19 protein-coding genes are annotated in these 19,450 nt (G+C 47.3%); 14 read left to right on the top strand and 5 right to left on the bottom strand.

Going from position 1 to position 19,450, the window contains the following annotated elements; translation table 11 throughout:
- Window positions 1-6: 6 nt before the first annotated feature.
- The gene (locus tag AB4Y93_RS25720; protein ID WP_441896287.1) at window positions 7-852 is read right to left on the bottom strand and encodes a lipase family protein; all 846 of its coding nucleotides are present in this window, start codon (window positions 850-852) and stop codon (window positions 7-9) included.
- A 439-nt stretch (window positions 853-1,291) separates the two neighbouring features.
- Here AB4Y93_RS25720 and thrS point away from each other — a divergent pair, with 439 nt between their 5' ends.
- A complete protein-coding gene (gene thrS, locus AB4Y93_RS25715; RefSeq protein WP_441896285.1) occupies window positions 1,292-3,205 on the top strand; it encodes a threonine--tRNA ligase in 1,914 nt (637 codons plus the stop codon).
- Between the two features lie 4 nt (window positions 3,206-3,209).
- Here the strand turns inward: thrS and AB4Y93_RS25710 are convergent, their stop codons facing one another.
- A complete protein-coding gene (locus AB4Y93_RS25710; protein ID WP_441896283.1) occupies window positions 3,210-4,355 on the bottom strand; it encodes a CorA family divalent cation transporter in 1,146 nt (381 codons plus the stop codon).
- 164 nt (window positions 4,356-4,519) lie between these two features.
- On the opposite strand from AB4Y93_RS25710, the gene AB4Y93_RS25705 reads away from it, so the two are divergent.
- A complete protein-coding gene (locus AB4Y93_RS25705) occupies window positions 4,520-5,089 on the top strand; it encodes a hypothetical protein (RefSeq protein WP_441896281.1) in 570 nt (189 codons plus the stop codon).
- A 49-nt stretch (window positions 5,090-5,138) separates the two neighbouring features.
- On the opposite strand, the gene AB4Y93_RS25700 is transcribed toward AB4Y93_RS25705, so the two are convergent.
- Together AB4Y93_RS25700 and AB4Y93_RS25695 are read right to left on the bottom strand one after the other, a co-directional pair.
- Complete coding sequence (locus AB4Y93_RS25700) at window positions 5,139-6,365, bottom strand: NAD(P)/FAD-dependent oxidoreductase (RefSeq protein WP_441896279.1); 1,227 nt, start codon at window positions 6,363-6,365, stop codon at window positions 5,139-5,141.
- Window positions 6,366-6,420: 55 nt separating this feature from the next.
- The gene (locus tag AB4Y93_RS25695; protein ID WP_441896277.1) at window positions 6,421-7,284 is read right to left on the bottom strand and encodes an AraC family transcriptional regulator; all 864 of its coding nucleotides are present in this window, start codon (window positions 7,282-7,284) and stop codon (window positions 6,421-6,423) included.
- 185 nt (window positions 7,285-7,469) lie between these two features.
- Here AB4Y93_RS25695 and AB4Y93_RS25690 point away from each other — a divergent pair, with 185 nt between their 5' ends.
- The 4 genes from AB4Y93_RS25690 to AB4Y93_RS25675 all read left to right on the top strand — a co-directional run bounded on the left by AB4Y93_RS25690 (window position 7,470) and on the right by AB4Y93_RS25675 (window position 12,013).
- Entirely contained in the window at window positions 7,470-8,639 is a 1,170-nt protein-coding gene (locus AB4Y93_RS25690) for a galactokinase (protein ID WP_441896276.1), read from the top strand.
- A 62-nt stretch (window positions 8,640-8,701) separates the two neighbouring features.
- Window positions 8,702-9,688: a UDP-glucose 4-epimerase GalE gene (gene galE / locus AB4Y93_RS25685; protein WP_441896274.1), complete on the top strand. Its 987-nt coding sequence runs from the start codon at window positions 8,702-8,704 to the stop codon at window positions 9,686-9,688.
- Between the two features lie 36 nt (window positions 9,689-9,724).
- Window positions 9,725-11,314, top strand: a complete 1,590-nt coding sequence (locus AB4Y93_RS25680) for a UDP-glucose--hexose-1-phosphate uridylyltransferase (RefSeq protein WP_441896272.1) — start codon at window positions 9,725-9,727, stop codon at window positions 11,312-11,314.
- Window positions 11,315-11,545: 231 nt separating this feature from the next.
- Window positions 11,546-12,013, top strand: a complete 468-nt coding sequence (locus AB4Y93_RS25675) for a hypothetical protein (protein ID WP_441896270.1) — start codon at window positions 11,546-11,548, stop codon at window positions 12,011-12,013.
- Window positions 12,014-12,239: 226 nt separating this feature from the next.
- Here the strand turns inward: AB4Y93_RS25675 and AB4Y93_RS25670 are convergent, their stop codons facing one another.
- On the bottom strand, window positions 12,240-12,467 hold the full coding sequence (locus tag AB4Y93_RS25670; RefSeq protein ID WP_441896268.1) for a DUF1128 domain-containing protein: 228 nt from the start codon (window positions 12,465-12,467) through the stop codon (window positions 12,240-12,242).
- Window positions 12,468-12,627: 160 nt separating this feature from the next.
- On the opposite strand from AB4Y93_RS25670, the gene yyaC reads away from it, so the two are divergent.
- From yyaC to AB4Y93_RS25630, 8 genes are all read left to right on the top strand, one after another.
- Window positions 12,628-13,173, top strand: a complete 546-nt coding sequence (gene yyaC, locus AB4Y93_RS25665; protein ID WP_441896265.1) for a spore protease YyaC — start codon at window positions 12,628-12,630, stop codon at window positions 13,171-13,173.
- Window positions 13,174-13,185: 12 nt separating this feature from the next.
- Window positions 13,186-13,632, top strand: coding sequence for an alpha/beta fold hydrolase (locus AB4Y93_RS25660; protein ID WP_441896263.1), 447 nt, complete (start codon window positions 13,186-13,188; stop codon window positions 13,630-13,632).
- 20 nt (window positions 13,633-13,652) lie between these two features.
- Window positions 13,653-14,015, top strand: a complete 363-nt coding sequence (locus tag AB4Y93_RS25655; RefSeq protein ID WP_441896261.1) for an alpha/beta fold hydrolase — start codon at window positions 13,653-13,655, stop codon at window positions 14,013-14,015.
- A gap of 20 nt (window positions 14,016-14,035) precedes the next feature.
- On the top strand, window positions 14,036-14,680 hold the full coding sequence (locus tag AB4Y93_RS25650; protein ID WP_167282462.1) for a DUF6483 family protein: 645 nt from the start codon (window positions 14,036-14,038) through the stop codon (window positions 14,678-14,680).
- Window positions 14,681-14,713: 33 nt separating this feature from the next.
- Entirely contained in the window at window positions 14,714-15,910 is a 1,197-nt protein-coding gene (locus tag AB4Y93_RS25645; RefSeq protein WP_441896260.1) for a class I SAM-dependent methyltransferase, read from the top strand.
- Window positions 15,911-16,007: 97 nt separating this feature from the next.
- Window positions 16,008-17,687 (top strand): diguanylate cyclase, encoded by a 1,680-nt coding sequence (locus AB4Y93_RS25640; protein ID WP_441896322.1) that lies wholly within the window; start codon window positions 16,008-16,010, stop codon window positions 17,685-17,687.
- Window positions 17,688-17,837: 150 nt separating this feature from the next.
- On the top strand, window positions 17,838-18,923 hold the full coding sequence (locus tag AB4Y93_RS25635; protein WP_441896258.1) for an HD-GYP domain-containing protein: 1,086 nt from the start codon (window positions 17,838-17,840) through the stop codon (window positions 18,921-18,923).
- 88 nt (window positions 18,924-19,011) lie between these two features.
- Window positions 19,012-19,362 carry a hypothetical protein gene (locus AB4Y93_RS25630; protein ID WP_441896256.1) on the top strand — a complete coding sequence of 117 codons (351 nt, stop codon included), beginning with the start codon at window positions 19,012-19,014 and terminating at the stop codon, window positions 19,360-19,362.
- The last annotated feature ends 88 nt before the right edge of the window (window positions 19,363-19,450 follow it).

Raw genomic sequence — 19,450 nt, 5'->3', positions numbered from 1 at the left:
TGTTTGTTATCCAGGCAATGGACACCAGCCAGGCGGCTCCGAGCAAATCGCTGCTGCAAATTGAGGTTCCTCGCTGCATAAATCGGCAAAGTAGCTGCTTAAGATATGGTTGCCGGAGACAGAGCCCATCCGGAAGGCACGTTTGACTTCGCCTTTTACATGCATATAGTAATAGGTCTTTTTTGTATCCGGTGACTGGTACACGAGCGGTGGCAAGTGAGGGACGATATCATATTCGTTTTGAAGCCGCCAATGGGTCTCAACGGTATTGTTGTATAGCCGGATGAATCTTGGATCTCCAACACGCGGAGCACCATAGGTATAGACAATGGGTGCGGTGAAAGCTGTATTAACAGCGATATCAAGTGCAGCGAGCGTTGCGAGTGCTCCCCCAAGGCTGTGACCGGTAATAAATAACGGTTTATCTGGTGGCAGCTGATTGACCAGATCTAACACCTGCGAACGGGTTGAGGTATAGATATCGGTAAAACCTTTATGGGTCTGCCCAGCATTTTTAACCGGACGGTAAGTCGTTTGCTGGGCGATGAAGTCGGACACCCAGTCAACAGCCGAGCCAGAGCCGCGGAAAGCAAGAACGGAGGAACGCTCGGATTGCAGCACAAAGCCAAATCGGTGTTCGGAATCGCCATAGGCTTTAGCCGAGAAGTCCCCAACTAGATGATAATCACGTGGAACAAGAAAAAGGCCATCCTTATTCTCAAATTGGGAGTAAGTCTGTCCAGCAATACCGGCTAGAAAAATAGCGATGCGGAGATCAAATTGCTGCGGCTGGCCTTGTCTCATTGGCCGTGGGAGTGAAGGTGTATTACTCCTTCTCGTTGTTTTTGCCATTTCCGATATCCCTCCGCTCTTTCCATGGGCTGATTATGTATAGTATGTTTGGGCGTCTCTAAGGGTAACTAGTTCCTATTGACTTTTGAAAATAAAACGATGTAGTATAATACTAATTTCATACACAAGCAATGACCAAAGACATGATCGCGATCACAATAGCCGCTCAGAGAGAGAAGCCCTGGCTGTAAGCTTCTTCGGTGACATGGCGTAGATTACCCCTTTGCAGCTGTGACGCTGAACCCGTCGTAAATCCTGGATGGAATGCGGCAGTAAGCGATCGCCGAATCATCCTCGTTAACGGATTCCAATGAAGCATCCTCGTGCCTAAACACAGGATGGAATTAGGGTGGAACCACGAGCAGAACGCACTCGTCCCTTGCAGGGAGAGCTGCGTTTTTTTGCGTTCACAAAAATCATGAGAAATGGAGGAGCAAAAATGGAGATTCATGTTGTAAGGCCGGATGGAACAAATGGGAGGTATATGCAAGGCACAACGATCTCGCAAATAGCGGAATCAGTGGATGCCAATTGGAAAAAAACGATAGTAGCGGGGGCAATCAACGGAACGATTACCGATCTGACTGAGCCGGCCTGTGATGGCAGCAGAATCGACATGATTGCTCTGGACAGTCCGGAAGGGCTTCGGATATACCGTCATAGTACAGCTCATGTATTGGCGCAGGCGATTAAACGCTTATATGGCGGCAAGGCTGTAAAACTTGGGATTGGACCTGTCATCGAAGGCGGTTTTTATTACGATATGGAGCTTGCAGAGTCCCTTTCGACCAATGACCTTGAAGCAATTGAACAGGAAATGAGCAGAATCATTCAGGAAAATTGGCCAATCACACGTAGAGTGATTAGCAGGGAAGAAGCGATCTCCCTTTTCACAGAGCGCGAGGAGCCGCTGAAGCTGGAGCTCATTCAAGAATTGCCAGATGATGAGGTTATTAGTATCTATGAGCAAGGGGAGTTTATAGATTTATGCCGTGGGCCCCATTTGCCTTCAACTGGGCGGATCAAGTCATTTAAGCTGCTTAGTGTAGCGGGAGCCTACTGGCGGGGCGATTCGAACAATCCAATGCTGCAGCGTATTTACGGCACTGCATTCTTGACTAAAACAGAGCTTGCAAACTATTTGTATCAGCTGGACGAAGCGAAAAAACGCGATCACCGGAAGCTAGGCAAAGAGCTTGAGCTGTTCATGTTTTCGGAGGAAGCGCCGGGTATGCCGTTTTATTTGCCTAAAGGTATGGTGCTGCGTACTGCTTTAGAGAACTTCTCTAGAGAGCTGTTGAATCTTAATGATTATGAAGAGGTACGCACTCCGCTCATGATGAACAAGCGGATGTGGGAGCAGTCGGGGCATTGGGATCATTACAAGGACAATATGTATTTCACTAAGGTGGATGAGGCCGAATTTGCCTTAAAGCCCATGAACTGTCCGGGGCATATGCTCATCTTTAAGAACGCTCTTCGCTCTTACAGGGAACTGCCAATTCGGCTTGCAGAGTTCGGACAAGTGCATCGACATGAGCTATCGGGAGCATTAGGCGGCATGATGAGGGTACGGACGTTTTGCCAGGATGATGCCCATTTGTTTGTCCGGCCGGATCAAATTGAAGCGGAAATCGGTAAGGTGATGGCTTTGATCGGTGAGGTGTATAAGGTGTTTGGTTTTTCCTATTCCGTGGAGTTGTCAACTCGGCCAGACGATTATATGGGCTCGGATGATTTATGGGATGCAGCTGAGCAGTCGCTTCAGAATGTGCTGGAAGCCCATGGCATGCATTACCGAATTAACGAAGGGGATGGGGCCTTTTATGGACCAAAAATCGACTTTCATATCGTGGATGCCTTAAAGAGAAGCTGGCAATGTGGTACCATTCAGCTTGATTTCCAAATGCCGGAGAAATTTGATCTATCCTATATCGGAGAAGACAATAAGAAGCAGCGGCCGGTCGTTATTCATCGTGCGGTATATGGTTCGCTTGATCGATTCATTGGCATTCTGATTGAGCATTACAGCGGGGCCTTTCCGATCTGGCTGGCTCCGGTTCAAGCGAAGATTCTCCCCGTCTCGGAATATGAGTTCGATTATGCGTTACAGGTAAAAGCGGAGCTTATCCGTGCAGGGGTTCGTGTGGAGGTAGATGCGCGCAGCGAAAAGCTGGGCAATAAAATTCGGATAGCCCAGCTTGAGAAAGTACCATATATGATTGTTGTTGGGAAAAAGGAGCAGTTAGCAGGAAATGTATCCGTCAGGAAACGCGGCGAAGCGGATGCAGCCATGATGCAGGTATCCGATTTAGCAGCATGCATCCTAGAAAAACTTCACCATCGCAGCTGAGTGACTATACCGTCTTGGAACGTTTCTTGCGAGACAGCTTTGTTATATCCAGTTCTATATCGCTCTTGCCAGGCTCTTCAAGCATCAGAATGCGTGCATGCTTCTTCTTATTAGATTCACGTCCGGTAAGCAGGTCGCCGGTCCAGCCTTTTCGCCACAGCCATATGTAGATGAGTATCGTGATGAGAAGGATTGCCACGCACATGACGATGAAGCCAAGCCGGTGATTATCCCAGGGGAGTGGATGAAAGTTCGTTCCCCAGAGAGCACCGATGACGGTCGCAGGTGTGAAGATAACCGTGAAGATCGTCAGTGTCTTCATAATATCGTTGCCCCGGAAGCTGGATAGGGCATCATCCATGGAGATAAGGGTATCGATCTCAAGAGCATAATGCTTCAACAGTGATTCGATGCGATCAAGCTTATGCGTTGTGCGCTTAAATACATCTGTATCAGTTAGTGTATCCATATAGGCCTCTTGCGCGGCACCGTATAGCTCTCTAATTGGGATAAAGAGATGGCTCCAGTGCAATAAATCGTAACGTCTTTCAAAAATAACATCAAGAAGCCCAGTTCGGTTCGATATGCGCATCGATTGCTCGAGCTCACCAAGTCGTTTCTCAAAGCCGTCGAGCCCTTCATGGAAAGGTTCAAGTAAATGGCCCAGCATAATGAACAGGCCTTCTGGCGCTGAAGTACATTCTGTAAGGCGAGAAGCCACGATATCCGTTTGCAAGCGGATCATCAGTCGCAGATCGCCATGCAGGGTGACAAGCTTGTCTTCTGTCAGCCAGAAATGAAATGGCTGAACATCAGTTTGCTGTTCAGATGCTTGGAGCATCAGGGTGCCGGATACGATTGTTTCTTGATTGGCTGAATGCGTAACAGTTACTTGATTCGCTGATCTGTCCCAGCATTCATCGAGCCAGTCTGCACATTGTGGCAGTAGCTGTTTGCTAGCCTTCCGTTCGTCGTCGGCTTCGTCAGTTTCTTGTGGCATGATGAAGGTCATAGATGCTCTTGACGATTCGGCCTTTTTTCGATTGTCTTTACGCTTTGGCAGTTCTTCAGCCGTCTCCAATTGAGGACGTTCAAGCTGGAGTACATGCCATTCCCATTTGGAGGGATAGCGGAGCATCCGATGAATCATCGATTTGCCTCCTGACCATTATTGTCTTAATTCCGAATTCCTTGTCGCTTACTCTTCATCATACCCCGAACGGCGTACTTACACAACCTTCCCGTAAGCCGAGATTGATTGCTGCTTAATAAGGGTATAACTACCTAGAAAGAAGCTAAAGGAGGACAAAAGCGATGGCTAAAATTATCGGCGCTTTTGCGTCACAACAGGAAGTTATCGATACAATTCATGCTTTGGAGCAAGCGGGTTTCGTCCAAGGGGAAATGAAGATTATCGCAAAGGACGGCGAACATTCCCGGCGTATTGAAGCGGAAAGCGACATTCATGTTGATGAACTGGAGGAGCTGGCTTCAACAATAAGCGGACAAGAAGGAGACGGAGGGCGTGGACAGGAATGGGCGGCAGCGGCAGCTATTCCGGCCATTGGACTCACGGGAGGCGGATCATGGAATCCAGGATTCGCAGCAGCAGGGCTCACAGCCATCGGCGGTAACTTGACGGGAGATTTTATTTTTGGTGATGAAGATCGTATTCATGGTGCCTTAACCGCACTTGGGCTTGATGAACAAGAAGCATCCTCCTGTCGAGATTCCATAAGGGAAGGCGCAACATTAGTTGTCATCGATACGGATGAAAGCAAATCGTTTTTTGATAAGGACGGCGGACCTGACTTGTCCCGACTTGGTATTGCAGAAGGGATCTATAGACAGAATGGAGCTTCCCGTATATTTACAGGTTCTTGACCTACATGAAAGAAGGGATCCGACCAAGTGTCGAATCCCTTCTTTCTTATTAAAGAGTCGGGCGAGAGAGTCCAACTATATCGGCAAGCGGGTGACTGCCTACTATAATAAGATCACGTATGATATGAGAGGCAATCATGCTGTAGACAGAGCCATTGCCTCCGTATCCCAGACAATAGTAAACACCTGGAATGGCGGGGTCCTCTCCGATAAATGGAAGGTTGTCCCGCGATTCTCCGAAAGTTGCGCTCCATTCGTATTCAAAGGGGACGTCCAGCATAGGGAAATGAGCGGTAAGCTTGTCATATAGCTTATTTATTCGTTTGCTGCGCTCCCGTTCTCCATCTATGGGATGCTCAATCTCTTCATCAAGCCCTCCGATAATAACGCGTCCTTCCATTGTTGTACGCATATATAAATAAGGTCTTGCGGTTTCCCAAATAAACATCTGTTCATGCCAATGCATAAGCTTATCTTTATCTTGTACAGCTGTTACTGCTGCAAACGAACGGTTAAGTATAGGTTTGATTAACTTGCCGCGAAGCTCTTCGGGCTCATACCCTATGGCATAGATGACGTTGTCCGCTTCAATCTCATGGCCACTGGCAGTCTTCAAATGATGCTTGCCATCGTCTGTTCGCTCATGGGATACCACATCCGTATCTTCATAAATATGTGCGCCTTCTGCAGCGGCAGCAATAGCAACTCCATGAACAAATCGGAATGGATTAATCTCGGCATCACCATTCGTTATAATAGCTCCTGGACGTCGGAAAGGGAAATGCTTTGAGATGGTGTCAGGCTCCCAAAAGCTGACGTCAAAGTCATTCTGACGCAATGCTTCATATTCCTTTCGAAGCTTAGGGAGCTCCTGTTCCGTGCTTGCATAATAGAGACTGCTTCTTGGCAGAAAATGTGAATCAATTGAAAGTTTACCGGCAATTTCTCCAATTTCTTGTACGCCTTTTACACAAGCGGAGTAAAATTGCACAGCATCCTGCGTGCCGATCTGATCAATTAAATCACAAAGCATGACATCATTAGAGAATTGCAGTAATCCTGTATTAGCGGAAGTGCTGCCGCCAGCGATTGTATTCCTTTCCAATATTGCCGTTGAAATACCGCTTTGCGTCAGCAAATAGGCACATATAGAACCGGACATCCCGCCTCCAATAACAGCGGCTTGCACCTTTATCCCCTCTGTGAGTGCAGGGTAAGTCCTATGCTGCTCCAAAGTTGTCGGCCAGAACAAATGACCGGTATGCAGCTCCTTCATTATTATCACCTCACCCGTTAATATGTCCAAATTTGGACTAACCCTTGTTTACCCATTAAGATTTCATTTGACGCATGGATTCACGGTAAGCGGACGGGGATAAGCCATAGAGGCGCCGGAATTGCTTGGAAAAATACAGCGAGTCCTGAAGTCCAACAGAAGCTGAAATCTGCTCGATGGTGAGTCCTTCCCGTTCGCGGATCATTTGACGTGCTTTGTCAATTCGAAGATTGAGCAGGAAGGTAATTGGCGATACGCCTGTATACCGTTTGAATAAACGTGAAAGATAAGCACGATTGTAGCCAAACGATTCTGCCATCTGTTCGATGGAGACGGGCTGTGCATATTGCGTGGAGAGGTAATGGATCATTTGCTGCATCAGTCTATCACTGTCGTCTACACCGGCTAGTGCTGTGTTATCCTCTGACATCTGATATGCACTGCAAAATTCAGCAAGCAGGAGCTGCAGGTAACCGGCTGCTTTCATATGTGCGGCAGGCTCGCTCTTGCGGAAGACGCTGAAAATACTGTTGTATAGAACACCAACTCGTCTGATCTGAGAGGTCTCTGTTACGGGAGAGGCAGTCGAAAATCCTGCGGCCTGCACAAGCTCGGCTGCCTGCGGGCCATTAAAGGCAACCCACCGGTACAGCCAGGGTTCATCTGCATCGGACATGTAGCTGACAAGCTGCTCCGGTTCAATCAGAAAGGTATGTCCTGCCTGTAGTAAATAGCTCGTTCCACCACAGGTAAACTCTCCTTTGCCTTCAAGTACCGTATGCATGAGGTAAAAATCATATACTTTAGGTCCCCGTTGGTGGGATGGTTTGGTTTGACTTTCTCCTGCAAACAATACATTCATATGCTCGTTGTACGTAATGACGGGATTTGAAGCCACTTTATACGTATCTTGCCTCATTGCAGCGCACCTGCCTTTAGATTAAGGTATCGGATAGCACCATCATAACATGCTCTACCGGTATCTAAAAGTCACATAAATCCATGTGAAAAGCATTTTGCGCCATTTTGTTCAGACGAATGGTTAAGGTATACTGAAGAAGAACAAAGGCTTCATAAATTATACAAAAAAGGACTGTTGCAAGCATGGCATCTATCGAGCAGCTTACACAACAATTTATACAGCAATTCGGCGGAGAAGCCGCTGAGATCAAAGCTTTCCATGCACCTGGACGCGTTAATCTGATTGGCGAGCATACCGACTACAATGGCGGTTATGTATTCCCTGCCGCACTTACATTTGGTACAACACTGCTTGTCCGCAAACGTGATGACCGCCAGCTTGGCCTCGCGACGACAAACTTCCCTTCCTCCAAAACACTGGCGATCGACACGATCGTATATGATGAAGCGGATGACTGGATGAACTATCCGAAGGGCGTCGTTTACGAGCTCCAGCAAAAAGGCATTACGTTCAGCAGCGGTTATGACTTGCTCTACCACGGTGAGATTCCGAATGGCGCAGGCTTGTCTTCTTCGGCCTCTATCGAAGTGGTAACAGCATTTGCTCTGCTCACTATGGAAGGTCAACCGACCGACACGGTTGAGATCGCTCTTCTGTCACAGAAATCAGAAAATGAATTCAACGGCGTTCAATGCGGAATCATGGACCAGTTCGCTGTTGCTAACGGCAAGAAAGATCATGCTATTCTGCTTATGTGCGACACGCTTGAATATCAACTCGTTCCATTCCAATCCGGTGCTTACAAGCTTGTAATCGGTAATACGAACAAACGCCGCGGCCTTGTAGACTCTGCTTATAACGAGCGTCGTGCGCAATGTGAGCAGGCAGTTGTCGATCTGCAAGCTGCGTTCCCTGAGCTGAAGCTTCTAGGTCAAATCAACCTGGAGCAGTTTAATAGCAATAAGCATCTGATCAAAGACGATGTTGTACGCAACCGTGCACAGCACGTTGTGGAAGAGATCGACCGCGTACTTCGCTCGATGGATGCACTTAAAGAAAATGACCTGGCGACATTTGGTCAATACATGAACGGCTCGCATGATTCTCTCCGCGATTTATATGAAGTAACAGGTCCTGAGCTTGATGCAATGGTTGCTGCTGCACGACAGGTTCCAGGTGTTCTTGGCTCGCGTATGACAGGTGCAGGCTTCGGCGGCTGTACGGTATCGCTTGTTCATGAAGACAGCATTGAACGCTTCAAGGAAGAAGTAGGACGCAAATATAAAGAAGCGACAGGACTTACGCCTGACTTCTATGTTTGCAGCATCGGCAATGGTGTTGAACAGCTCTAATCTTTTTCAATGATGTTAACCTAAATAGATAACAGACAAATAGAGAAAGTGGGATGAGGAGAATGGCAGTATTAGTAACCGGAGGAGCGGGCTATATCGGTTCGCATGCCGTAGCAGCACTTGCAGAGCGCGGCGAAGAGATCGTTGTTGTGGATAACCTTCAGCAAGGTCACCGCGAGGCGGTAACTGGCGGCAAGCTGTATGTAGGCGATCTGCGCGATGCAGACTTTATGGAGACTGTCTTCAAAGAGAACAATATCGATTCGGTCATCCATTTCGCAGCGAACTCTTTGGTTGGCGAGAGTATGACAAACCCTGCCAAATATTATCACAACAACGTGTACGGTACGCTGTGCCTGTTGGAGAAAATGATCGAGCATGATGTGAAGAAGATCGTCTTCTCATCTACAGCAGCAACTTATGGTGAGCCAGAGAATGTGCCGATTGATGAATTCGACCGTACGCTTCCAACGAACACTTACGGCGAAACGAAGCTGGCGATGGAGAAAATGATGAAATGGTTCGATGTGGCTCATGGTCTCAAATTCGTATCGCTTCGTTATTTCAACGCTGCAGGCGCACATGCTGGCGGCAAAATCGGTGAAGACCATAGCCCTGAAACCCATTTGATTCCAATCGTGCTCCAGGCTGCACTTGGTCAACGTCCTCATATCTCAGTATTTGGCGATGATTATGCTACACCAGACGGTACTTGTATCCGTGACTACATCCATGTAAGTGATCTGGCAGACGCCCATGTTCTTGCGGTTGATAAGCTGCGTGAAGGTGCTGACAGCGCGATCTACAACCTCGGCAACGGCCAAGGCTTCTCGGTCAAAGAAGTAATCGAGATTGCTCGTACAGTGACCGAGCGTGAGATTAAGGCAGTCATTGAGCCGCGCCGTGCAGGTGATCCTGCTACTCTGGTTGCTTCCTCCGAGCGTGCACGCAAAGAACTCGGCTGGAAACCATCGCGCGACAACCTGGAGGATATTATCCGCAGCGCTTGGAACTGGCATGTCAATCATCCTAACGGCTACAAGGGCTAAGCTGCCCGGTTAGGAATGGAGAGGAGCTTTTACATCATGACAGACAAAGAAACGACCCTGGTTAGCTCAGAGGAAGCGCTCGTCCTTATCGAAAGGCTTGTCCAGTTCGCGCTTCGCCAAGGGATGATTGAACCACTTGATGTGAGCGCATCGCGGAATGCTTTGCTTGACTTATTCCGTTTCAAGGAGCCGTACGAGGGCGGCATCCCTGATGAACAGCTGGACAGCCCGGTATCGCTGCTTGAGCCGCTGCTTGATTACGGCTATTCGATCGGCTTGATCGAAGATAATATTCTGACTTATCGTGATCTGCTCGACGCCCGCATTATGGGGCTGCTTATGCCGCGCCCATCCGAGGCGGCAGCGACTTTCCGCCGGACAACTGCTGAAGCAGGGATTAAGGCAGCAACCGACGCCTTTTATAAGCTGAGCATTGATTCGAACTACATTCGGATGGATCGCATCCGCAAAAATAAATACTGGCTGCATGAGACCGAGCACGGCGAGCTGGAGATTACAATCAACTTGTCCAAACCGGAGAAGGATCCGAAGGAAATTGCTCTGCTCAAAACACTGCCGCAGGCTCATTATCCGAAATGTCTGCTCTGTGCGGAGAACGTTGGTTATGCTGGCCGTGCAGATCATCCAGGACGCCAGAATCTGCGCATTCTGCCACTGACACTGGATAACCAGCAATGGTATTTCCAATACTCGCCGTATGTGTACTACAACGAGCACAGCATCGTCTTTAAAGGCGCGCATGAGCCTATGGTTATTTCTCATGGCACCTTTAAGCGTCTGCTTGATTTCGTTGAGCAATTCCCGCATTACTTTATCGGTTCGAATGCCGACCTGCCGATCGTTGGCGGCTCGATCCTGAGCCACGACCATTTCCAAGCAGGAAGACATACCTTCCCGATGGAGAAGGCAAAAGCAGTAGCTTCGTTTGTTGATCCGACGCTTGAAGGCGTTCGCTTCAGTATCGTGAACTGGCCGATGTCGGTTGTACGTGTGAACGGCGCTTCCAAAGACGATGTGCTGCAGGCGGCTTGCCGTATGCTTGATGCATGGCGCGGATACAGCGATGAAGCTGCCGACGTGTTGGCTTTTACCGAGAACAGCGATGGCTCCCGTACGCCGCACAATACGATTACACCAATTGCAAGACTGCTTGATGACGGTATCTACGAGATTGATCTGGTCCTTCGTAACAACCGGACAAGCGAAGAGCATCCGATGGGCATCTTCCATCCGCATCAGCATTTGCATCATATTAAGAAAGAAAATATCGGCCTGATCGAGGTTATGGGTCTGGCGGTATTGCCTGGCAGACTGAAGTCCGAGCTGGAGCAAATTGCAGGTTATCTGACTGGGGCGACAGCTGCAGTACATGATGAGCTGCACAGCCCGAACCATCCGCTTCGCCTTCATGCTGAGTGGATTAAATCGCTTGTATCCCGTTACGGTACATCATGCTCGGAAGAGCAGGCACAGGCGATCGTGGAAAGCGAAGTTGGTGCCAAGTTCTCTGATGTGCTTAAGGACGCTGGCGTATTCAAACAAACGGAAGAAGGAAACGCTGCATTCCATCGTTTCCTAGCTGATTTTGGCTTGAAACCAGCATAATAGAACTTTATTAGCCGTCGTATTGTCTATTTCGGACAGTATGGCGGCTTTCGCATATGAGGAATGTGCAAATTTTAGAAATCTGTAAAGAAATTAATTTGTAAAACGAAAAAAATTATGGTATTTTTTATATGAAAATATAAACTATTCGTATTAGTATATATTTATTGAAAGATACGTGTTCTTTTCTTAAAAGATGTATCTGAATTTGGGTTGAACGGAGGGGTCAATATGCCGGAAGCAATTATGCCATTAGATGATTTCTTGCAATTGAATGCCGAGGAACAGATTGAGAAGCTGAAGCGGTGGAAGATGGATTACACGCTGAAGGATATTCGTGAGGCTTGGAACTTCAAGCATTCCGCGCAATATTATATGCTTCTGAAGAAGCTTCGTATTTACGAGCGGGTTGTCAATAAATCGGACAAGTTTTATCCGATGCAAGATCAATTGTTAGTGCAGCAAGGCGGATCCAAGGAACGCGCATGGAGAGGTCGTCCAGCTTATGCTCAGCAAGAAGATCAGCCTGCAGATCGGTTTAACTACCAGCTGAACACCGCACTTACAGGTTCAGAATTGGCGGAGAAACTGGAACGCCTGGCCTTCTTCCTGAAGGGTGAACAGAAACAGGTTCAGATCAGTTTGACCATTGAATCGGCGGAGACAGCAACGTCTGGGTCGGAAGAAACAAACGAATAATGAAGATTTGAGGAGCTCCTTAATAGGCAAAGGGAGCTCTTTTTAATGTTTAAATCGTTTGTCGAAAAATGCTATATACTGACTGTTAGTGGTAATTATTGTAATTAAGAAACTTACTTTTCATGTCAGATTTACACAATGCTAGGACTGCAGACTTCGTACATAAGTCTAATAGCAAAGAAAGCACCGGGCTATGCGGGCTACCCGGTGCTTTCCTTATATTCTGCTATTTGCCGCGAAGCTTGCCGAGCTCTGACACAAGTGCTTCTACTTCGCTGATACTGAATTTTTCTTTCGAAGCAACGACTTCATACAAATCGCGAATATCCTCGTATTGATCAACGTTAAAGTGAGAAGCCTGCATGGCTGCAGCTGTTGCCATTCTAAGCTTTGTTTTAATGGTTTCGATCATAAATTCAACATTTTGCTGAGTTGGTTCTTCCAGATTGACCATATATAGTCCCCTTTCCATGTGTGCGAAAAAAGCAGATTAAACTTTGTATTGTTCCGTCATTGTAACATATTTCACGCAGCCCATGCCTGTAAATTGAACCTTACCTCTTGATTCGGGTACAATGAGAGCAAACAATGAACAATATAAAGCAGGTGTATAGATGTTAGGGAAGACAGGCGACATACCGGATACTGGAACGGAAAGCCTGCACGGTTTTTTGGCAGAAGTCGCAACAAGGCATCCTGATCGCAGCCAAATCGTATTCCTATGTATCGGTACGGATCGATCCACCGGAGACAGCTTTGGTCCTTTGGTCGGATCTAAGCTGGTGGAACGCGGCTGGCCTCATGTCATTGGGACCTTGAAGCAGCCATGTGATGCGCTCCGGGTGATAGAGGCGGTGAAGCAATCAGCGGAGCATACCGTTGTCATAGCGGTTGATGCCTGTCTTGGAAAGCCGCAGTCTGTTGGACGATTTATTACGGCCGAGGGTCCTCTTACACCAGGTCAAGCGACAGGTGCCAAACTACCGGCAGTTGGACATTACAGCATTGCTGGTGTCGTGAATGCGAGCAGTCACAAGCCCTATATGACGCTGCAAACGACTTCGCTTTATGCTGTGATGCAAATGGCTGAAGCGGTTGCGGAGTCAGTGGATAAAGCTTGGCAGGAGGCTTTTCGGACTACCATGGTATATTGTGAATAATAAGGAGGATATATGATGACTCAATTGTCCATAGCAAATCAATCGGTGACACTGCCAAGCGGTGTTTCGTTAGCTTATTATGACTCTTTGGATGCAAACAAACCTGTGGTTGTCTTGCTGCATGGCTACTGCGGAAGCTCAGCCTACTGGGAACAAGTCGTGACATCGTTAGGTAAAGAAGCCCGCATTATTGCGCTGGATCTGCGCGGACATGGCCGTTCATCGGATGAGACCGGAACGGAAGAGACGAACGCTATGGAATTGTATGCCGATGATCTAGCTGCCATGCTGGATCAGTTGAAAATAACGAAGGCCTGCGTTCTTGGTCATTCGCTTGGCGGATATATAACCCTAGCCTTTGCTGAGCGCTATTCAGAAAAGCTGTCTGCATTTGGCTTGGTTCACTCGACTTCGCTGCCGGATGGGGATGCAGCCAAGGATAATCGGATAATGCTGTAGCTGCTATTAAGAAGGATGGTGTGGCTTCGTTTGTGGAAGGCCTTGTTCCAAAACTTTATTCACCGGACAATAAACTTGCGATGCCAGAACAAGTGGAACGTTCAATTGCCATTGGCAAGGGGACAAGTTCTGCTGGAGCTATTGGTGCTGCAAAAGGGATGAAGGTCCGTCCTGACCGCACAGAGGTGCTGAAGCAAACGGCATTGCCGCTCCTTCTTCTTGCTGGCGAGCAGGATCAGATTATTCCTGCCGAGCGCACGTTTCTTGTTGAAGGAAGCCATGTCACTCAAGTGAAGCTGGCTGATGCAGGACATATGGGAATGATTGAGCAGCCGGAGGCTTTTTCAGAGGCAGTCTTGGGCTTTATTAAGAAGCTTGGCTAATTGAGAGGGTGGGGAAGCGGATGTTTCGTCGTGATTACTTAATGAATATGATCGAACAAATGACAGAAGCAGTAGGGCAAATCCTGCAGTTGAAGAAGGAGCTTAAGCATCAGGAAGCACTTCTTGTTATAGATGAGTTCCTGGATAAAAGGTTTGGCATTAGCGGTAAGCTGATTCGCTCTTTGTCCGATAAGGATCTGATGGCTGTACTTACAACGAATGGTGTAATTGAGACGGATAAGATTCAAGCCATTGCGGTCACGCTTAAGCAAGAGTCGGACCTTCATGCTGAGACAGGAAATGATGACGCCAGCTTTGTGTCTGGATTAAAGGCACTGCAGCTTTTCATGAGGCTGTCGCTTGTTGATGCTGAACCTACAATCACGAACCCCTCGAAAGAAGCAGAGGAGCTGCTGGAAAGGTTTAAAACGTATGAACTGCCTTCTTATACGAAGCAGCTTCAAGCGGAATGGCATGAGGGAGAAGGACAGTACGACCGGGCTGAGGATGTCCTCTATGAGCTGATGGAAGATGGCGTAACCACGTCAGAGGAATTGGAGGCTTTTTACCGCCGCCTACTGTTTTGTGAAGATGGAAAGCTGGAAGCAGGCGGATTGCCTCGCGAGGAAGTCGAACACGGATTACATGCACTGGTGTCAAAATAGAGCCGGTTAGTATTATTAGGAGTGAATGTACGAATGACAGAAGAATGGCAGCAGAATATTAGCAAGGTAGTTGAAGAGGGAGAGCTGCTGCAAGGTACGCTTAGTCAGCTGCGCCGGAAGGATGGGGCAGCGGCTCCGAAAACAATCGTGCGTCCGGTACAGCTGAAGAACGGATTTCACCTGCAGTTCGAATACCACTATAGCAATAAAGTAACGCATGAGAATGTGCTGCCGGATCTGGCAGGAGCCAAAATTATCGAGCTGCTGGAAGGTGACTACAAGCAGGCGTTGTTCAAAACAACTAAGGCGGATCTCCAGCTGTTGTTCAATAAGAAGGGAAAAGCCACGCTGCTTAGCAAGGCGCCAACAGGCAGTGTTAAAGCGGCGGATATGCAGCATAACCGTCAGAAAAACCGCGTCATCGCCGAAGGAACGGCGGCTCCGTTTCTGGTGGAGCTTGGCATTATGACAGCCGATGGCGCTGTCCATGCGAAGAAGCAAGATAAGTATCGGCAAATCAACCGGTTCCTGGAGATGGTGACGGATGTGCTTCCGAGTCTGCCGGCGGATAGACCACTAACGATTGTTGATTTTGGCTGCGGAAAATCGTATTTAACGTTTGCCTTATACCATTTGCTTGCGGTAGAGCAGAAGCGGGAGATCTCCATCATCGGACTTGATTTGAAGGCAGATGTTATCGCCTTTTGCCAGCAGCTTGCCGATAAGCTTGGCTACGACAAACTGAAATTCCTTGTCGGGGATATTGCTGATTACGAGGAATTAAGCGAGGCTGATATGGTTGTGACGCTGCACGCATGTGATACGGCAACAGATGCTGCGCTTGCCAAAGCCGTGAACTGGGGAGCTTCCGTTATTATGTCGGTTCCATGTTGTCAGCATGAATTGTTCAAGCAGGTTCAAAGCGACGTGCTTGCTCCGATTCTGTCACAGGGATTGCTGAAGGAGCGTTTCGCGGCTCTTGCAACGGATGCTGCGCGAGGTACGCTGCTTGAAGTGCTTGGCTATAAAGTGCAAATGCTGGAGTTTGTTGATCCGGAGCATACGCCTAAAAATCTGCTTATTCGCGCAGTTCGCAGCGGACAGACAGCATCGAAGGATAAATGGGAGCAGTATGAGCAGTTCCGCAGCTTCCTACATTTATCCCCTTCATTAGAACATATGTTATCGGACCTATGGCCTACCAAAACCAACGCAGATGTTAAAAAATAATGTTCTAGACCTATGGAAGTAATTGTCGATTGAAAAAACATTTGCTACAATGGTAATAGATGGATAGTCAATGGATGGGTGAACCCTATTGGAATCGATGATGTGGCTGGATTTTAGCATGTTCCTCGTACTGCTCGGTTTGTTTTTTTATGTATTTGCTGTTGGTTCAATAACCGTGCTGCACAAGATTTACCTGGTCTTGCATCTTATACTTATGGTGTGGCCGTTAACTCAATTTATTGCTCAAACTATGCCTGGTTCTTCATACAGGCTTTTTTATCTTTCTACATCGTATGCAGCGCTGTCGCTTATTGGCGTTGGCTGGTTTATCTTTGTCGTGTTTCTAACGGGACAAGCCAATGTCATACGAGCACGCAGAATTATGATACTGGCATTGCCGGCCTTCATTTCAGTTGTCTGTGTGCTATGGAATCCCAATGAGCTGTTTCTCTCTATTAATGAGCATCTAGGGGTAAAGCAGCTTCAAAGTGGTCCTTTATTCTGGTATATGATTGTCCAGTTGTTCGCGTATATTTTAGTATCTTTAATCGTAATGGGCTATACGATCCGCCGTGGCGGTTCTGTCAGGCAGCAAATGCTGGTCAAGACAGCCATGAACGGCATATTTGTTCTTGTGTTGTTTGGACTAGGTGATTTTCTTGTAAATATTATCTTTATCCATTATTTTTCCTCTTATTTCTCCATCTTCTCGGTGGGGATAACCTTATCTGCTGTTTACCTCGTACACGCCATTACTAGACACCGCGTATTTGACATCATTCAAATTGTACAGCGTGACGTYATGAACACGATCTCCACCGGTATTATTGTACTTGATGAAAGCGGGACCGTACTTGAATTCAACAAAGCGATGAAGTCGATTTTAAAGCTTCGAATTGGCGAGAAATTTACACCCTATGCATTGACGGTTCATTTCCCTAATCATATTAAGAAGGAATTTGACGAGTTTCTGGAAGAGCAGGGCAAACGGCCGATGGAACGGCAGGAGCTTGAGGTTGCGCTTCTAAGTGACGGTCATTATCGTTATATCGTTGTGCAGTCTGCACCTATATTAAGCCAGAAGAAAAAAGAGCTGCTAGGGCGGCTGTTAACCTTCCATGATGTAACCGAGCTGCGGATGCTTGTAGAGGAGACCAATTCGCAAAATGAGCTGCTGCAGGAACGGAACAATGAGCTGCTCATCATGCAGGATGAGCTGTTCCAAGCGAATAAGAAGCTTGAGCATATGGCTATTACGGATGGGTTAACGGGCTGCTACAATCGGCGGTATTTGATGCAGCAGCTTGAGCATGAGGTTGCGGTGAACGTACGATACGGCATTCCTTTCTCCATTTTCCTGTTTGATATTGATTTGTTCAAATCGATTAATGATAAACACGGACATTTGGTTGGGGATGAAGTGATCTGTGCAACGGTTGATGCAGTCAGAGGTACACTGCGTGCAGCTGATATTCTTGCCCGGTATGGCGGCGAAGAATTTACCGTATACTTGCCGCATACGAACCGTGAGCAGGCTGATATTATCGCGGATATGGTTAAGGAGTCCGTTGAGCAGAATGAAGTGAAAACGGGACATGGCACCCAGACGGTGAATGTGACAATTAGTATGGGCGTCGTTTCGGTCGAACAGTTCGATCAACGTACGCTTGATAATCCAAAGGCCTTTCTAAAAGAGCTGCTGGCTCAAGCCGACGCGGCATTATACGAAGCAAAATACAGCGGGCGCAACCGGATTGTGAAGCGGAAGCTGGCCTGAAGCATACTCGGTATCTAGAAGGAAAAACAACCTTGCGATGCCGAGTTTTTACATGTGACATAGACCTCCCTCAAGATAGTCAGCCCAAAAAATATCTGATAAAATAGGTTTTATACAGGTGATTGAGTATGATCGAAAGAGGACTGAGCGATGAGAAAAATGCAAATTGGGTCGGTCAAACCTGGGGATAAGCTTGCTAAACCGATATTTCAAGATAATGGACGGGTTCTGCTTGGTGATGGGGTAGAATTGAATGATCGTTATATAAATCGGCTTCAAAACTTAGGCATCGATATTGTTTATATTGAAGACGGCAAGACGGAGGATCTTATTCCTGAGGATTCGATCGGGGATGAGACACGCAGGCAAGCAGTAGAAGTAATCTACAAGACAATGAATTCTTTCAAAGATCAGTCCGTTGTGATGAAAGGCCGTGCAATAGCACCAGACCTAGGACGGACATTCCGCTCCGTGTTTGGTCAGATTATGACAGACTTAACAGCAAGACCTAATATGATGGTGAATTTGACTAATATACAAGTAGCAGATGCCTATTTATTTCACCATTCCGTGAATGTAGCTGTCTTGGCTGGGGTTATGGGAATAGCAAAGGGCTACAATCGGAATCAATTAGAGGAGCTTGGGATTGGAGCGCTCTTATTTGATATCGGCATGACGAAGATCCCGCAAAAGCTGATCGAGAAGGTAGGCCCTCTCACAGCTGATGAACGTGTCATCATGGAAAGCCACACGAAGGAAGGCTTTGATATTTTACGGAAATATCATGATATTTCTATTGTTTCGGCTCATTGTGCACTCCAGCATCATGAACGTTATGACGGCTCAGGTTATCCTCGCCGCTTGAAGAAGGATGAGATTCATATGTATGCCCAGATCGTAGGGATTGCGGATGTTTACGATGCACTCACCTCACCGAGGCCGCATCGCAAACGGCATACACCATCGGAGGCAATTGAGTTTCTATTTGCTGCAGGCAATACTTACTTTGACTTTGATCTCATTAAACTGTTCTGTAAACATATCTCTATTTATCCGGTTGCTACTACCGTTTTGCTTAGCTCTGGACAAGTAGGTGTGGTCTCTCATAATAGTGAGCTTGCCCTGCATCGGCCGCGTATCCGTATCATTAAGGAGGCTGATGGCCGGGAGCCTGCCTCACCCTATGATCTGGAATTGAAGGATGAACTGCATCTGACCATTATCAAAGAATTATAAACTTTGGACGGACGGCATAGGAATTCATCCATTCCAAGCTATCACTCTCTGAATATCCTATTAACGAAATAGGAAGGAGAGTGAAAGTATGGCTGCTAGAGTGAAACCAAAGATGATTGGTTCCTCTAAAGGGAAAGTTGTAAAAAAAGCGGTATTGGCTCCCCAACAATCAGGTCCAATATTTAGTCGCTTAACGGTTGTTTGGGTTACCGATGGCGGAATTCCGTTTAATACGACTGGTTTTTTTGCTAGATTATCACGTGGAAATACGTTAGTTTCAACTGCTAATTTTGATCGCTTCGGTGTAGTGCGGTTTAACAACGTAACCACACTTACGACGGCTACCTTTACGCTTCGGATCTTCCGAAGTTCAGATGGTGCTTTGTTCCGTACAAGAACGATTCCAGCTGGTGTTGAGACGTTTGCTGTAATCGGCTAAGGAGCTAATTATCCGGCGCCTTCCATTTAGGAATGGGAGGCGCCGGATTTTTTTATAGAAAAGGACAAGTTTCGCGGATGATTGCTAT

Origin of the sequence: Paenibacillus sp. YAF4_2, from assembly GCF_052113225.1 — a bacterium.
In the GTDB taxonomy this organism is placed as follows: domain Bacteria; phylum Bacillota; class Bacilli; order Paenibacillales; family Paenibacillaceae; genus Pristimantibacillus.
This window is presented reverse-complemented; position numbering and strand designations above follow the sequence as displayed.

Excerpts from the sequence above, each read along its gene's own strand:
- AB4Y93_RS25720 (WP_441896287.1), bottom strand. The coding sequence starts at position 852 with ATGGCAAAAACAACGAGAAGGAGTAATACACCTTCACTCCCACGGCCA.
- thrS (WP_441896285.1), top strand. The coding sequence starts at position 1,292 with ATGGAGATTCATGTTGTAAGGCCGGATGGAACAAATGGGAGGTATATG.
- AB4Y93_RS25710 (WP_441896283.1), bottom strand. The coding sequence starts at position 4,355 with ATGATTCATCGGATGCTCCGCTATCCCTCCAAATGGGAATGGCATGTA.
- AB4Y93_RS25705 (WP_441896281.1), top strand. The coding sequence starts at position 4,520 with ATGGCTAAAATTATCGGCGCTTTTGCGTCACAACAGGAAGTTATCGAT.
- AB4Y93_RS25700 (WP_441896279.1), bottom strand. The coding sequence starts at position 6,365 with ATGAAGGAGCTGCATACCGGTCATTTGTTCTGGCCGACAACTTTGGAG.
- AB4Y93_RS25695 (WP_441896277.1), bottom strand. The coding sequence starts at position 7,284 with ATGAGGCAAGATACGTATAAAGTGGCTTCAAATCCCGTCATTACGTAC.
- AB4Y93_RS25690 (WP_441896276.1), top strand. The coding sequence starts at position 7,470 with ATGGCATCTATCGAGCAGCTTACACAACAATTTATACAGCAATTCGGC.
- galE (WP_441896274.1), top strand. The coding sequence starts at position 8,702 with ATGGCAGTATTAGTAACCGGAGGAGCGGGCTATATCGGTTCGCATGCC.
- AB4Y93_RS25680 (WP_441896272.1), top strand. The coding sequence starts at position 9,725 with ATGACAGACAAAGAAACGACCCTGGTTAGCTCAGAGGAAGCGCTCGTC.
- AB4Y93_RS25675 (WP_441896270.1), top strand. The coding sequence starts at position 11,546 with ATGCCGGAAGCAATTATGCCATTAGATGATTTCTTGCAATTGAATGCC.
- AB4Y93_RS25670 (WP_441896268.1), bottom strand. The coding sequence starts at position 12,467 with ATGGTCAATCTGGAAGAACCAACTCAGCAAAATGTTGAATTTATGATC.
- yyaC (WP_441896265.1), top strand. The coding sequence starts at position 12,628 with ATGTTAGGGAAGACAGGCGACATACCGGATACTGGAACGGAAAGCCTG.
- AB4Y93_RS25660 (WP_441896263.1), top strand. The coding sequence starts at position 13,186 with ATGATGACTCAATTGTCCATAGCAAATCAATCGGTGACACTGCCAAGC.
- AB4Y93_RS25650 (WP_167282462.1), top strand. The coding sequence starts at position 14,036 with ATGTTTCGTCGTGATTACTTAATGAATATGATCGAACAAATGACAGAA.
- AB4Y93_RS25645 (WP_441896260.1), top strand. The coding sequence starts at position 14,714 with ATGACAGAAGAATGGCAGCAGAATATTAGCAAGGTAGTTGAAGAGGGA.
- AB4Y93_RS25635 (WP_441896258.1), top strand. The coding sequence starts at position 17,838 with ATGAGAAAAATGCAAATTGGGTCGGTCAAACCTGGGGATAAGCTTGCT.
- AB4Y93_RS25630 (WP_441896256.1), top strand. The coding sequence starts at position 19,012 with ATGGCTGCTAGAGTGAAACCAAAGATGATTGGTTCCTCTAAAGGGAAA.